This is a genomic window from Nocardia sp. NPDC049220 (genome assembly GCF_040647855.1).
Classification (GTDB): domain Bacteria; phylum Actinomycetota; class Actinomycetes; order Mycobacteriales; family Mycobacteriaceae; genus Nocardia.
The window spans coordinates 1,054,508-1,069,286 of the sequence record NZ_JBEZDA010000001.1 but is presented as its reverse complement, the minus strand read 5'-3'; the positions used below and the strand labels follow the sequence as shown (position 1 = coordinate 1,069,286).

Sequence of the window (14,779 nt, the reverse complement as noted above, 5' to 3'; positions counted from 1 at the left end):
GCTCGGCGACGGCTCGGTGGCTTCGACTGAGGTCACCATCCAGCCATCGGCCGGTGATTGTGGATTCCGCTCCTGTGGATCTCGCGCGACCGGACGGCGGAGTCTTCAGTTTGCACGAACTTCAGCCCAGCCGGCGCGGACCGACGTCGAAACGACTTGGTTCCGGTCCGATCCGGCCGCGTGCATAGAGAATCGCGGCCGAGGTCGGCGACGCCAGCACCGGGTCGAAGGACAGCTCGCGCATCTCCGGCAGGTCGTCGACAAGGACCGAGATGCGCTGGGCCAGTTCGGCGAGCGCGGCCTTGTCGACCCGAGGGCTCACCGAGGTACCGGACAATAGCGGGGCGGCACGCGGGGCGTCGATCAGAGCTGCCGCCTCCTCAGCGGTCAGCGGAAGCGCCCGATAGGCGCGATCGCCCAGAAGCTCGATGATCAGACCGGACAGTCCGAACTCGATCACCGACCCGAAGGACGGATCGTCCTGCACGCGCAGGATGCAGCCGACGCCCTTCGTGGCCATCTTCTGGATATGGAGCACCGGGTCGCCGCACAACTCGGCTAGATCGACATACGCCTGCCCAACCGCTTCCGGACGCCACAAGTCGAGCCGGACGCCGGTGAGATCCGGCCTGCGTCGCCACAATTCACCGGTCGCCTTGACCGCCACCGGGTAGCCGAGTTCTGCTGCGGCCGCGATCGCTTCGTTCGCGGTGCGCACCTCGCGAAAGTCCACGACCGAAATGCCATAGCAAGCAAGCAGTTCCACGACTTCCAGATCGGTGAGCCGACGGCCGCCCGTCGCCGCCAACCATTCGGTCACCAGCCCGCGGGCCCGGTCGGTGTCGATGCCCCCAGGCCGCGCTACCGTCGAGACGGGTCTGGTCCGCCACTCAGCGTAGCGGCGGACCCTGGCCAGTGCCCGTGCGGCGCGCTCAGGGTCGGGGTAGGACGGGATCGACCCACGAACCGCCGTGGCGCCGGTGCCGCGTACCGCCAGCAGATTCGGAATTCCCTGTTCGGCAACGAATGTGGTGAGGATCGGTTTCCCTGCCTCGGGCACGGCGGCCGCCGCAGCGCGGATGGCATCGGCGAACCCGCCGGTCGGCTGCGGCACCGGAGGCGCGAACACCACGATCACGGAGTCGATCTCGTCCGATCGCAGAGCCGTGACCATGGCGTCCAGGTAAGCGCCCGGCATTGCCTGCGGCCCGAGGTTCACCGAATCGCGGACCGTCAGCCCCTCGCCCCTGGCCGCATCGACGGCCAGCCAATTCAACGCGGTGCTGTTGCCGATCACCGCGAGTCGCGAACCACGTGGCAGCGGCTGGTAGCCGAGCAGGGCGGCGCAATCGAAGAGTTCGGAGATCGAGTCGACCTGGACGATGCCTGCCTGCGCGAACAGGTCCCGCACGATCGACCGGTCCATGACTCCGGCCGGCTGAGCCGCGGAGCGGCCGCTGCTCACCGCCACGATCGGTTTGGTTCGGGCCACCCGACGCGCGATCCGGGAGAATTTGCGCGGATTGCCGAAACTCTCCAGATACAGCAGTACGACATCGGTGTCCGGATCGGTGTCCCAGTACTGCAGCAGGTCGTTGCCGGAGACATCGGCGCGGTTGCCCGCCGACACGAAGGTCGACAGCCCCAGATTGCGCGCGGCGGCCTCGCCCAGAATAGCGGCCCCCAACGGTCCGGACTGGCAGAAGAAGCCGATCCGGCCGCGCCCAGGTAGCACCGAGGCCAGGGTCGCGTTCATGGCCACCGTCGGGTCGGTGTTCGCGATACCGAGCGCACTTGGTCCGACCAGCCGCATGCCGTGGCCACGGGCGGCGGCGACCAGCTCATGTTCGGCTTCCACACCGCCCTGGCCGGTCTCGACGAAACCTGCCGTCAGCACCACGAGTCCCTTGACGCCTTTGGCCATACAGTCGTCGAGCACCGAACCGATCGCGGCGGGCGGGACCGCAACTACCGCGAGATCGACCTCGTCCGGGATCTCCCGGACCGTCGCATAGGCGCGCACCCCCCGCACCGATGCGCGGTTCGGGTTCACCGGGAACACAGGTCCCTGGAACGCGCCGGACAAGAGGTTCGCCAAAACCACCCCGCCGACCCTGCCCGCCCCCGGAGTGGCGCCGATCACGGCGACCGACCGTGGCGCGAGCAGATTGCCCACACTGCGGGCCTCCGAGGCCCGCTCGCGCGAATCCCGCACGGAAAGGAGCGCTTCGGTGGGGTCGATGGCGAACTCCAGATGCAGTACCGACCCGTCTCTGCTGCGTTCGATCTGATAGCCCGCCTCCCGAAACACGGTCACCATCACGGTGTTCTCCGCGAGCACCTCGGCGACGAAAGTTTCGATCTTGTTCTCGGCGGCAGCGCCCGCCAAATGCTCCAGCAGCACCGAGCCGAGTCCACGCCCTTGATGTCCGTCGGCCACCACGAACGCGACCTCCGCGGCCCGCGGCCCGGCCCGGTCCAGCAGGTCGTAGCGGCCCACCGCCACGATCGCCGCACCCAGCTCCAGCACCAACCCGACCCGGTCGTGATAGTCGACATGGGTGGTCCGGTGCAGGTCCTTGGGCGAAATTCGCGGGTACGGGCCGAAATACCGCAGATACCGAGTGCGGTCCGACAGCGCGGCGTGGAACTCTTGAAGTCGGTCCACGTCGTCCGGTGTGATCGGGCGCAGTCGCACGACTCCGCCGTCGGCGGCCAGCACGTCGGCGAACCAGTGGTGCGGCAGCGGGGGGAAAGCGGGGTTGTCGGGAGTATCGGGCGCGTCAGTCACGGGGGTCCTCCGAATCGAGACCCAGCAACCCGAAAGTCGCTCGTCGGGTGGCCAGCACGGCCATATCGACAGCGCGTTGCGCGTGGTCGAAACGCGCGTCCCCGGTCTCCCCGGTACCCCCGGGTCCATCCCATGGACGGTAATTCACGTCACCACCGTCCCCCATGGTGCGCGGCGGGTCCGCCTGCGGTGCTTCGGCGCGGATCCGGTCGATCCAGCTCTGCGGAATCACAGTCGCCGGCTCGACCGTGCGGTCCAACGCGGTGGCGAGGAGGTGAGTCCAGGCCCGCGGCACCACGCGGAGCAGGCCGTATCCGCCACCGCCGACGGCGAGCCAGCGCCCTTCGGCATGCTTGTCGGCGAGGTCGCGCATGGCACGGAATGCGGCCCGCTGACCGTCTACGGTGAGGTCCAGGTCGGCGAGAGGATCCTCGCGGTGGGTGTCCACACCACACTGACTGACCACGATCTGCGGGTGAAACGCTTCGACCACACTGGGCACGACCGCGTGGAAACCGCGTAGCCACTGCGTATCCCGGGTGCCCGGCAGCAGTGCCAGGTTGATCGAGGTGCCCTCCGCCGCACCGGTGCCGATCTCCTCCGGCCATCCGGTGTTGGGCCACAGCGTCGCCGGATGCTGGTGCAGCGAGATGGTGAGCACCCTGGGGTCGCGGTAGAACGCCCGTTGCACACCGTCGCCGTGGTGCACGTCGACATCGATGTAGGCGACGCGGTCGAAACCGTGGTCCAGTAGCCAGGAGATGGCGATGGCAAGGTCGTTGTACACGCAGAATCCGGCAGCCGAATCGGCCATCGCGTGGTGCATGCCGCCGCCGATGCTCACTGCTCGTTTCGCGCGGCCCTCCGCGATCTCGCGGGCAGCGGCCAAGGTACCGCCGACGATCGTGGACGCCGCCTGATGCATACGCGGGAAGACCGGATTGTCCGACGAGCCCAGACCGTAGGGGGGCGCGGTCGCCGTATCGACCGGGGGCACGGCGTGCTGGACCGCCTCGATGTACGGGGCCGTGTGGATACGCAACAGGTCCGGGAGATCGGCAGACGCCGGCTCCAGCAGGTCGACACCGTCGAGCAATCCGAGACTTTCCGCCAACGCCATGGTGAACTTCAGGCGCGCCGGTTTCATCGGATGCTCCGGAGTCCAGGTGTAGTCGAGGAAACGGTCGGTCCAGACGACCGTTCCCGCGTGGCCCGTGGCGAATGAGGTCGGCGCCGGGGGTTCGCTGCGCGGTGCAGTGGCCATGCTCGCAACGCTAGCGGGAAGCAAGCGACCCCGTAGAACGTTCCCATGCAGTACAAATACAAGCAAGTGCGATCGCGGCTGCCCGCCGTCCGCCGGTCGGCTTTCCCCGATGTCGTCTGCGATGTCGCACGTCATGAAGCGACGTGATCCGGCACACGGGGGTGCCGTGGTGCGTGGGTAGAATTCGTGCCGACGAAGGGGTAACAGGTGAAGGATCTGGTCGACACCACGGAGATGTATCTCCGTACCATCTACGACCTCGAGGAGGAGGGCGTGGTGCCCCTGCGTGCCCGGATCGCCGAGCGCCTCGAGCAGAGTGGCCCGACGGTGAGCCAGACGGTAGCCCGGATGGAGCGCGACGGCCTGCTGATGGTCGCCGGAGACCGTCACCTGCAGCTGACCGACAAGGGCCGCAGCATGGCCGTCGCGGTGATGCGCAAACACCGGCTGGCCGAGCGATTGCTCGTCGACATCATCGGGCTCGACTGGCAAAATGTGCACGCCGAGGCGTGTCGCTGGGAGCATGTGATGAGCGAGGATGTCGAGCGGCGTCTGGTAGAGGTGCTCAACCACCCGACCACCTCGCCCTACGGCAACCCCATTCCCGGTCTCGACGAGCTGGGTGTGGTGCCCTCGTCGGCCGCCCACGAGACACTGGTGCGATTGTCGGATCTGCCGCACGACCAGGTGCACGCTGTCGTGGTACGCAGACTCGCCGAGCACATCCAAACCGATCCCGAGGTCATCGGCCAGCTGCGCGAGGCCGGCGTGGTGCCGGACGCACGGGTGACGGTCGAGACCAAACCGGGTTCGGTGGTCATCACCGTGCCGGGGCACGGCGGCTTCGAGTTGTCGGACGAGATGGCGCACGCCGTCCAGGTGAAGCTGGTCTGACGCGTGAAACTTCTGGTCACAGGTGGCGCGGGGTACGTCGGTGGCGTCTGCGCACAGGTTCTGCTCGAAGCGGGACACGAGGTCGTCGTGGTCGACGACCTGTCCACCGGCAACGCCGATGGTGTGCCGTCCGGCGCCCGGTTCGTCGCGGGTGATGTGGCGGTAGCCGCTCCTGCGTTGCTCGCCACCGAACCTTTCGACGGTGTCCTTCATTTCGCGGCGCAGTCGCTGGTCGGCGAGTCGGTGCAGCAACCGGAGAAATACTGGCACGGCAACGTGGTGAAGACGTTCGAACTGCTGGAGGCGATGCGACACGCGGGGACGCCGCGCCTGGTGTTCTCTTCCACCGCGGCCGTCTACGGCGAGCCGGAGCAGGTACCGATCACCGAGGCTGCGCCGGCCAGCCCGACCAATCCCTACGGTGCGTCGAAGCTGGCCATCGACCACGCCATCACCTCCTATGCGATCGCGCACGGACTGGCAGCGACCAGCCTGCGGTATTTCAACGTCGCGGGCGCCTATGGCGGTCTCGGCGAAAACCGTGTCGTGGAAACCCATCTCATCCCACTGGTGCTGCAGGTTGCCGCCGGGCACCGCAAGGCGATCTCGGTGTTCGGCACCGATTGGCCGACTCCGGACGGCACTGCGGTCCGCGACTACATCCACATCCGCGATCTCGCCCAGGCCCATCTGCTGGCACTGGCCACCGCGGAGGCGGGCGCCCACCGGATCTACAACCTCGGCAGCGGTACCGGATTCTCCGTCCGCGAGGTGATCTCGGCGTGCGAACGTGTCACCGGCCTGTCGATCGCCGCGGTGGACGCGCCGCGCCGTCCTGGTGACCCCGCGACGCTGATCGCTTCCAGCGAGCGCGCGATCGCGGAACTCGGCTGGCGCCCCGAACACAACGACCTCGATGAGATCGTCACCGACGCCTGGGCTTTCCTCCAGTCGCTCGGATCTCGCGCACACAGCGCAAGGTAACCACCGCGAGGTGAGTACGCCGTCACGCCCGCGCCGATCGTCGCCCAGTTCGGACGTGCGCAACTCCGCGAGCGTGACTGGGGCGATCAGTACTGCCACGGCACGAGCACTTCTCGGAGCGAATCGAAACGTTCGGCGACCGAAGTGGCTCGGCACCGGCCACTGTCGGCATGCGACACCGAGGCCTCAGTCGAAACACTGACGCGGAAACGATTGTTCATGGCGCCGGCGTCCCGAGATCGACACCCAGTCCGGCCGCAGTGTGGTAGCCACTGCGAGCGAGGCGGCGCAGGCGTTCTGGACGCATGCCCATCCGCAGCGCGGTGTCCAGCAGAACCGCCATCGGATGGTCCGGGTCCGCGTCCAGAGCGGCGTCCAAGGCGACGCCGGCGAGGGGGCCATCGCCGTGGACATACGCGCTGTAGCCGAGCAAGGCGGCGGCTTCGGCGCGATCCGCACCGGATAGGGCGCGGGCCAGCGCGCCCCACAGCGCCTCCGCCGCGGCTGCGTGGTCACCGACGGCCACCGCGAACATGGTGTCCCGGACGGCGCGATCCCGCAGGGCAGCAGCTAATTTCGCGAGTTCGGGCGCTAGCAGCGCAGCACCCGACGCCATGTTGGCGACCTGCCACAGCACGTAGTCGAGCGCTTGCCTGCTGTAGCTGTTCGGGTCGCCACGGCGGGCGGCACGCGCGTAGCGCTCCCGTGCGAGCGCCAGAGCATCTTCCAGTTGGGCTGCCACCTGAGCACGCGCGAGCGGATCCACGGCGACCAGAGCGGTGAGTTCGGACCTGGAGCCGCGGATCGGCCTGCCCTCCAGCACGTGGGTCAATGCAACCACCGAAGTGGCCGGATCCCGCAGCACCCCACGGAGGTCCGGACCCGACAGTGTCCACCAGGGCTCCCCGGCCGCGATCGCACCCGCGGCCCACACACCGCCAAGCGAGATATCGCACGCGGCCAGGCGTCTGGCGAGCGCGCCGACCAGCGCATCGAACCGTCCCGCCGCACAGCGAGGGTGCTCGACGTCCCCTTCGGATCTCGGATGTTCGGCGCGATCGTCGACAATGACGGCCAGCACCTCCACCGCCTCGTCGTGCGCGCAGATACGCGCCACACATCCGGCCAGCGTTCCGGCCCGCACGCGGCGCCCATCCGGCCCTTCCAGATCGAACCGCACTACCGCGTCGACCAGGGCACCGTGGGCATTCCCGCGCCGAAGGACGAGCACGACCACCGACCGCTCCGGGGTGAATCCCACCATCGCGGGGACGGCAGCGATCAGTTCGCCCGGATCATTGACGCGCACACTGTGTTCCGACATATCTCGGATGTACGGCGGCGGATCCTCGGCACAGCGAGCCCGGTTGGCGCGACCACGCGCGCTATCTTCCGCGGTCTGCGCCGTTTCGCTCGAAGGCGCCGGGTGGCCGGCAGCGGCGCGGCCACCGGCCGCGCGCGCCCTGACGCCGGCGGGAGAATCGTACGGCAGCGCTGACTGCCTGCGCAGACGTGCGCAGAAGGTGCTGTTCGAGGCCGCGTGCTGTTCGCGATCGGGCGGTTCGGAGGCGTGAAACGGAGTCGCGGAAGTGGTCATGCATCGAGCCTGCGCTGCGCGCCATCGCAGTGCCGACCGCGAGCAGGCGATTCGGCGAGGCTGGGGAATTGGCGTCGCGCTGTGGACGCATCGCGCTCACAGCCGTCCGGAGCGACGTCTCTGTCGGAGCCGCCTGCTACCGTGCCGTGTTGGGCCCGAACTGATTCAGGGCATGCCGTGAACCCGACGCGTTACCCGGCGCGCACCTTCCGCACGGCGGTGGTGAAGGACTCGTGCACGGCCGCCGTGTCCGGTTCCGCACCGGAAAACGACATGTATGTCACAGAGATTCGAACGTCCCCGATCTGACCCACGAGCGTCCGCATGGACTGGGTCAAGCCCGTGCCGACCACCTCAGGAACCACGGTCCTGCGCAGCGCCAGGGTGTCGCCGGCGTCGATCTGCGGCGGCGGATCCAGCTCGGTCGTCACGGTGCTCGTCGCGCCAGCGCGGCTCACCCGCACCGACCCGCATTTCGCCAACCTCAGGTGCAGCGCCGCCATCGGCTCGGCGGTGCGGGTCAATTCGACGGTGATCGTGGCGCGCGTGTTGTTGTCGGTGCCGACCGCCATCGCCGCCTGATCGGGTCCGAACTGCCGAGTCGGCGGCACGCAGGAACTCGGCTGCACACTCGCTCCGCGTCCCATCCCGTCCAGGTCACCAGCGGCCTGGGCAACGGCCTCGGGCGGCAGCACCACGGCCGGATATCGCCCAGGGAACTGCGCCGGATCCGGCAGCAGCGTCGACAGTTCGGCGCGCACATGCCGGGTCTCCGCGATCGGCGGTGGCGAGACCGGGTGCCCGGACACCATCGACCCGCACCCGGTGAGCAGCACCGCGCAGCCGAGCGAGGCACAGCTCAGCCGCGTGCGCATCGAATCCGCCACGGTCACGTACCCACTGTGCCAAACTCCTCATGCCCGCCCGCGCCGCCACGCCGCCGGACCGGGAATGCCAGGGGCTCCGGCGCTGTTGCCTCGTCGTATGGGTCGATGTCCGGCCGTGCGCGATGGCTGTCACCGGCATGGGGGACAATGGACAATGGTGCCCGTCTCGAACAACTGCTTGTCTGTAGCCACGCGATGGTGAAAGACCGAGCACGCAACCACACCAGGTGTGCCAAGAACGCTCGCCCGGGTCGGAGGCACCGCGCAGGAAGGAGTACGCGATGGACTACGAGTCGCGAATGTACGAACTGGAGTTCCCCGCTCCACAGCTGTCGTCCGCAGACGGCGCGGGTCCGGTCCTGGTACACGGGCTGGAAGGCTTCACCGATGCCGGGCACGCGGTGCGGCTGGCCACGACGCACCTGCGCGAGAGCCTCGAAAGCGAACTGGTCGCCTCGTTCGATGTCGACGAACTGCTGGACTACCGATCACGTCGACCACTCATGACGTTCAAGACCGACCACTTCTCCGACTACGCCGAGCCGGAGTTGAGCCTGTGGGCACTGCGTGACACCACGGGCACCCCGTTCCTGTTGCTCGCAGGTCTGGAACCGGATCTGCGCTGGGAGAAGTTCACCACCGCGGTTCGCTTGCTCGCCGAACAGCTCGGCGTGCGCCGCACCATCGGCCTGAGCGCGATTCCGATGGCGATACCGCACACCCGCCCGCTCGGGGTCACCGCACATTCGTCCGACCGCGACCTGATCGCCGAGAACCAGCGTTGGCCGGGTGAACTCCAGGTGCCGGGCAGCGCGTCCTCGCTGCTGGAATTCCGCATGGCCCAGCACGGTCACCAGTCCATCGGCTTCTCGGTGCATGTGCCGCATTACCTGACGCAGACCGCCTATCCGGAGGCGGCTCAGACACTGCTGGAGAATGTCGCCGACAATGCGGGCCTGCAGATTCCACTGGCCGCGCTGGGTGAGGCAGCGGCCCGGGTACGCGAACAGGTCAACGAGCACATCGCGGGCAACTCCGAGGTGGAGACCGTCGTGCACGCCCTGGAGCGCCAGTACGACAGCTTCGTCACCGCGCAGGAACGGCAGTCGAGCCTGCTGGTCGGTGAGGGCGAACTGCCCAGTGGCGATGAGCTCGGCGCCGAGTTCGAGCGGTTCCTCGCCGAGCAGGGCGGCTACCACGGCGACGACAAAGGCGAGCAGAACTGACCGCACGGCGGTACCGGTAGCCCGATCGCCCCTGCACGAGCAGCCGGGAGGGACGCCGTAGGGTGGTCGGAGTGGATCTGACCGAACTGCTCGACATCCCGGGTACCGACGCCGATGCCCTCTACGAGTCGTTCGGGGTGTGGGCCGCCGAGCACGGCACCCCGCTGTACCCCGCGCAGGACGAAGCGCTGTTGGAACTGGCGTCCGGGTCCCACGTCATCCTCGCCACGCCCACCGGTTCGGGGAAGTCACTCGTCGCGGTCGGCGCCCATCTATTCGCCCTCGCACAGGGCAAGCGCACTTATTACACCGCCCCGATCAAGGCTCTGGTCAGCGAGAAATTCTTCGCGCTGTGCGAAGTGTTCGGCGCCGAGCGCGTCGGAATGGTCACTGGTGACGCCGCGGTGAACCCGGACGCACCGATCATCTGCGCCACTGCGGAAATCCTGGCGAACCTGGCGCTGCGCGAGGGCGCGGACGCCGACGTCGGCCACGTCGTGATGGACGAATTCCACTTCTACGCCGACCCGGACCGCGGCTGGGCCTGGCAGGTCCCGCTGCTGGAACTACCCAATGCTCAGTTCCTGCTCATGTCGGCGACGCTCGGGGAGGTGGACTTCTTCGCTACCGATCTCGAGCGCCGCACCGGCCGACCCACCGTGGTCGTCGCGGGTACCGAACGCCCAGTGCCGCTGAATTTCTCCTATGCCCGCACCCCCATCACCGAGACCCTGGACGAACTGGTCACCACCCACCAGGCCCCGGTCTACGTCGTCCATTTCACCCAGGCTGCCGCCCTCGAACGCGCCCAGGCTCTCACCAGCGTGAATTTCGCCACCCGTGCGGAGAAGGACGCGATCGCCGAAGCACTCGGCGAGTTCCGGTTCGCCGCGGGTTTCGGCAAGACGCTGTCGCGGCTCATTCGGCACGGTATCGGCGTGCATCATGCCGGAATGCTGCCGAAGTACCGCCGCCTCGTGGAGCGACTGGCTCAGGAAGGGCTGTTGAAAGTGGTGTGCGGCACCGACACCCTCGGCGTGGGCATCAACGTGCCCATCCGCACCGTGCTGCTCACCGGACTGACGAAGTTCGACGGCGTGCGCACCCGCAGGCTGAAAGCCCGTGAGTTCCATCAGATCGCGGGCCGCGCGGGCCGCGCGGGCTACGACACCATGGGCACCGTCGTCGTGCAGGCGCCCGACCACGAGGTCGAGAACACCCGTCTGCTGGCCAAGGCGGGCGACGACCCGAAGAAGCAGCGCAAGGTGCAGCGGCGCAAACCGCCGGAAGGTTTCGTCTCCTGGAGCGAGGAGACCTTCGACCGCCTTGTCGTGGCTGCGCCGGAACCGATGGTGTCGCGTTTCGCCGTGACCAACGCCATGCTGCTGAACGTGATCGCCCGGCCCGGAAACTGTTTCGACGCCATGCGCCACCTGCTCGAAGACAATCATGAGCCACGCGCAGCCCAGCGTAAACACATCCTGCGCGCCATCCGCCTGTACCGGGCACTGCGCGATGCCGGGGTAGTTCAGCAGCTGCCGGAACCCGACCCCCAAGGCCGCCGCGCCCGGCTGACCGTCGACCTCCAACGAGACTTCGCCCTCGACCAGCCGCTGTCGCCATTCGCACTGGCCGCGCTCGAGCTACTGGACAAAGAATCCGCGAGCTATACCCTCGATGTGGTGTCGCTCATCGAATCCACCCTGGAGGATCCCCGTCAGCTGGTCATGGCACAGCAGCACAAGGCGCGCGGCGAGGCGATCGCCGAAATGAAAGCCGACGGCATCGATTACGACGAGCGGATGGAACTGCTCGAAGAGGTGACCTGGCCCAAACCCCTTGTCGAGCTGATCGAACCGGCCTTCGAGACCTATCGTGCCGGGCACCCGTGGGTCTCGGAATTCGCGCCCGCGCCGAAATCGGTGGTGCGCGACATGATCGAGCGCGCGATGACCTTCGCCGAACTGATCTCCTTCTACGACCTGGCGCGTTCGGAGGGCGTCGTACTGCGCTATCTCGCCGACGCCTACCGCGCTTTGCGACGGACGGTGCCCGAGTCCGCCCGCACCGAGGAACTCGACGATCTCACCGAGTGGCTCGGCGAACTCGTCCGGCAGGTCGATTCGAGTCTGCTGGACGAATGGGAGCAACTGACCGATCCGGGCGCGCAGACCGACGTCGACCAGATCGCCTTCGGCGCGGAGACGGTGCGCCCGATCTCCGCGAACGAGCGCGCCTTCCGGGTGATGGTCCGCAACGCCATGATCCGCCGCGTCGAGTTGGCCGCGCTGCGGCGCTGGGACGCGCTGGCCGAGCTGAGCCCCGGCCCGGACTGGGCAGCCACGCTCGCGGACTACTTCGCGGAGTACGAGCGGATCGGTACCGGACCCGACGCCCGGGGGCCCCAGCTGTTCCAGGTGGAACGAAGACCGGGATTCTGGCAGGTGCGTCAGGTGCTGGATGATCCAGCGGGCGACCACGGCTGGTCGATCGACGCGACCGTCGACCTGGCAGAGTCCGACGCCGCGGGCGAGGTCGTCTTCGACGATGTCTCGGTGTCGGCCGGCTGAACCCGCACTGCTCGACAGCCCCGTATCCACGCTGGTCACAGCCTCGTATTCACGCTGGTCAACGGCTCTGTCCCGCCCGCGGTCGGGGATCCGGCGGCCGGGATCAGAATTCAAGGTTTGGCGGATTCGTTTCCGGGTAAGGGGCGCTGATACTCTCTCCCCCGCTGGCGAAGCGAAAGATCTACTATGCCCGAATCACCATTTCTTGTCATATACCCCGAGCGAGTGCGCGAGAACTACCGCGCGCTCAGTGCCGCCATGTCCGCGGGCAGCGGCGTGGCGCCAAGAATTCGCTTCGCGGTCAAGGCCGGCCCGGTGCCGGAGATCGTGCGACTTCTCGATGAGGAGGGCGCGGAGTTCGACGTCGCCAGCATCGGCGAGATCGATCTATGCCTCGGGCTCGGCGTCGCGGCGGGCAAGCTCTGTTACGGCAACCCGATCAAGAAGGCCGCCGATATCGCCCGCGCTTTCGCGCTGGGCGTGCGCCGCTTCGCCTTCGATACCGAGGACGACCTGCTGCGCATCGTCGAACACGCCCCAGGATCGGAGGTCGAGTGCCGATTTCTCGCCTCCGCCCCGGAGTCGCGCACCCCGTTCGGAGTCAAGTTCGGCTGCACACCTGGCGAGGCATTCCGGCTGCTGGTGCGGGCCAGAGATCTCGGGCTCGTTGTCGCAGGGCCGTACTTCCACGTCGGCTCGCAGCAGCTGGATCCCGACGCGTGGCGGATCGGCATCGAGCAGGCGGCGCGGATCTCAGAAGCGCTCGCGGACAAAGAAATTCTCGTCACATCGGTGAACATCGGTGGCGGACTGCCGATCTCCTACGCCGATCCCGCACCCACCCTGGGTGATATCGCTGCGGTGGTAAACCGCACCGCAGCCGAATTCCTTTCCGGAAATACCGGATTGGTCGTCGAACCCGGTCGAGCACTGGTCGGGTCGGCGGGCACCATCCACACCGAGGTCGTGTCGGTCCGCACTGCGCCGGACGGACGACGCTGGGTGTATCTCGACATCGGCCGTTACAACGGAATGGCCGAGACCGAGAACGAATACATCGCCTACCGGTTCGTCACGGACCGCGACGGCGACCCTGTTGACGAGGCGGTGGTTGCTGGTCCGACCTGTGACGGTGACGATGTACTGTATCAACGCACGCGAGTCCTCCTACCGACCACGTTGCGAGCCGGTGATCGCATTCGAATCCCCGACACCGGCGCCTATACCGCGAGCTATTCGTCGGTGTCCTTCAATGGTTTTCCGCCCTTGACCGTTCATGTCTCGGGCGATGAGCGAGAGTGAGTTTGCCCATGACGGCGGAATTCACCGGCTGGCACGTGCTGGCCGAGTTCGGTGGTGTCGACGCGGATCTCTGCGACGATCTCGAACGACTCGAATCGGCGTTGCGCAAGTCTCTGATTGCGGCGGGCGTCACCATCTGCGATGTCGTACACAAGAGGTTCGAACCGCAGGGGGTGACCGTCCTCGCGCTGTTGTCGGAGTCGCACGCCTCGATTCACACCTATCCGGAGTCCGGCGACATCTTCGTCGACGTCTTCACCTGCGGCGGCATCGGCGCAGGTGCTACGAAGGCGGTGGAAATTCTCCGGGATGCGTTGTCTCCCAAGGACGTTCGCATGCAGGTCATCCGTAGAGGCCACGGCGGGCAACGGATCGAAGAGCCGGTGGGCGCGGGCCTGACCCGGATCTGGGATCTGCACGAGGTGATCGTCGATACCAATACGCCGTTCCAGCACATGGTCATCGCGCGGACCGAGCAAGGCATCAGCCTGTTCTCCGACGACGACCGTCAGTCCACCGAGTTCTCCCAGCTGACCTACCACGAGGCAATGATGGTCCCGGCCTTCGTGCTGGCCGAGAAGCTGGACAATGTGCTGATTATCGGCTCGGGTGAGGGTGTGGCCAGCCAGATGTCGATCGCGGCAGGCGCCAGCCACGTCGACCACGTCGACATCGACAGGCTCGAAGTAGAGCTGTGTGCCGAGCACCTGCCCTACGGTTACACCACCCAGGAGCTGGCGGCCGCAGTCCAGAGCGAGGGCCCGATCACGGTGCATTACGCCGACGGTTGGGATTTCCTCGCCAGCGCCGCCGAGACCGGCACCCACTACGACGTCATCGTGATCGACCTGCCCGACGAGCGCGTGGAGGATGCCCAGCACAACCGCCTCTACGAGGCGGAGTTCCTGTCCCGATGTCGTGCGGTGCTCGCGCCGGGTGGTGTGCTGACCGCCCAAGCCGGGTGCGCGACCATGTGGCGCAACGAGACCTTGAAGCGGTCCTGGCAGCGTTTTCACGAACAGTTCGGCACCGTTGTGCATTACGGCAGCGACGAACACGAGTGGTCGTTTCTGTTCGGCTTGGTCGACAAGATCGACGACCCTGGCACGGGAATGAGCGATCGCCTTGCGCTGTTGCCGTACCGGCCGAAGACCATCGACGCGCGGGCGCTGACGCGCGGCACGATCGAACCGCACGCGCTGCGGGTGTAGTCGAACCCCCGCCGAATGGCACCGGTTCCGGTGGAACCGGTGCCATTCGGCGT

At 67.3% G+C, this 14,779-nt stretch carries 10 protein-coding genes; 6 read left to right on the top strand and 4 right to left on the bottom strand.

The annotated features are described in order from the left end of the window. Positions 1-121 precede the first annotated feature (121 nt). Together AB0C34_RS04680 and AB0C34_RS04675 are read right to left on the bottom strand one after the other, a co-directional pair. Entirely contained in the window at positions 122-2,791 is a 2,670-nt protein-coding gene (locus AB0C34_RS04680) for a GNAT family N-acetyltransferase (RefSeq protein ID WP_357067427.1), read from the bottom strand. Continuing rightward, entirely contained in the window at positions 2,784-4,055 is a 1,272-nt protein-coding gene (locus tag AB0C34_RS04675) for an acetoin utilization protein AcuC (RefSeq protein ID WP_357067425.1), read from the bottom strand. Before AB0C34_RS04675 ends, AB0C34_RS04680 begins: the two co-directional genes overlap by 8 nt. A 207-nt stretch (positions 4,056-4,262) precedes the next feature. Here AB0C34_RS04675 and AB0C34_RS04670 point away from each other — a divergent pair, with 207 nt between their 5' ends. Together AB0C34_RS04670 and galE are read left to right on the top strand one after the other, a co-directional pair. After that, positions 4,263-4,949: an iron dependent repressor, metal binding and dimerization domain protein gene (locus AB0C34_RS04670; protein WP_357067423.1), complete on the top strand. Its 687-nt coding sequence runs from the start codon at positions 4,263-4,265 to the stop codon at positions 4,947-4,949. Between the two features lie 3 nt (positions 4,950-4,952). Then, positions 4,953-5,933 carry a UDP-glucose 4-epimerase GalE gene (galE, locus tag AB0C34_RS04665; protein WP_357067421.1) on the top strand — a complete coding sequence of 327 codons (981 nt, stop codon included), beginning with the start codon at positions 4,953-4,955 and terminating at the stop codon, positions 5,931-5,933. 217 nt (positions 5,934-6,150) lie between these two features. On the opposite strand, the gene AB0C34_RS04660 is transcribed toward galE, so the two are convergent. After that, a complete protein-coding gene (locus tag AB0C34_RS04660; protein ID WP_357067419.1) occupies positions 6,151-7,530 on the bottom strand; it encodes a DUF4192 domain-containing protein in 1,380 nt (459 codons plus the stop codon). A 191-nt stretch (positions 7,531-7,721) separates the two neighbouring features. Next, the gene (locus AB0C34_RS04655; RefSeq protein ID WP_357067417.1) at positions 7,722-8,423 is read right to left on the bottom strand and encodes a DUF5642 family protein; all 702 of its coding nucleotides are present in this window, start codon (positions 8,421-8,423) and stop codon (positions 7,722-7,724) included. Positions 8,424-8,698: 275 nt separating this feature from the next. Between AB0C34_RS04655 and AB0C34_RS04650 the strand changes: the two genes are divergently transcribed. The 4 genes from AB0C34_RS04650 (at position 8,699) to speD (ending at position 14,726) form a co-directional block, all read left to right on the top strand. Further along, positions 8,699-9,643, top strand: coding sequence for a PAC2 family protein (locus AB0C34_RS04650; RefSeq protein ID WP_357067415.1), 945 nt, complete (start codon positions 8,699-8,701; stop codon positions 9,641-9,643). A 71-nt stretch (positions 9,644-9,714) separates the two neighbouring features. Further along, the gene (locus tag AB0C34_RS04645) at positions 9,715-12,213 is read left to right on the top strand and encodes a DUF3516 domain-containing protein (protein ID WP_357067413.1); all 2,499 of its coding nucleotides are present in this window, start codon (positions 9,715-9,717) and stop codon (positions 12,211-12,213) included. A 186-nt stretch (positions 12,214-12,399) separates the two neighbouring features. Beyond that, positions 12,400-13,515, top strand: coding sequence for a type III PLP-dependent enzyme (locus AB0C34_RS04640; RefSeq protein ID WP_357067412.1), 1,116 nt, complete (start codon positions 12,400-12,402; stop codon positions 13,513-13,515). 8 nt (positions 13,516-13,523) lie between these two features. Continuing rightward, positions 13,524-14,726 carry an adenosylmethionine decarboxylase gene (speD, locus tag AB0C34_RS04635; protein ID WP_357068487.1) on the top strand — a complete coding sequence of 401 codons (1,203 nt, stop codon included), beginning with the start codon at positions 13,524-13,526 and terminating at the stop codon, positions 14,724-14,726. The last annotated feature ends 53 nt before the right edge of the window (positions 14,727-14,779 follow it).

Bases quoted from the DNA above. Each gene is read 5' to 3' on its own strand.
- AB0C34_RS04675 (WP_357067425.1), bottom strand. From the start codon at position 4,055: ATGGCCACTGCACCGCGCAGCGAACCCCCGGCGCCGACCTCATTCGCC.
- AB0C34_RS04660 (WP_357067419.1), bottom strand. From the start codon at position 7,530: ATGACCACTTCCGCGACTCCGTTTCACGCCTCCGAACCGCCCGATCGC.
- AB0C34_RS04650 (WP_357067415.1), top strand. From the start codon at position 8,699: ATGGACTACGAGTCGCGAATGTACGAACTGGAGTTCCCCGCTCCACAG.
- AB0C34_RS04640 (WP_357067412.1), top strand. From the start codon at position 12,400: ATGCCCGAATCACCATTTCTTGTCATATACCCCGAGCGAGTGCGCGAG.
- speD (WP_357068487.1), top strand. From the start codon at position 13,524: ATGACGGCGGAATTCACCGGCTGGCACGTGCTGGCCGAGTTCGGTGGT.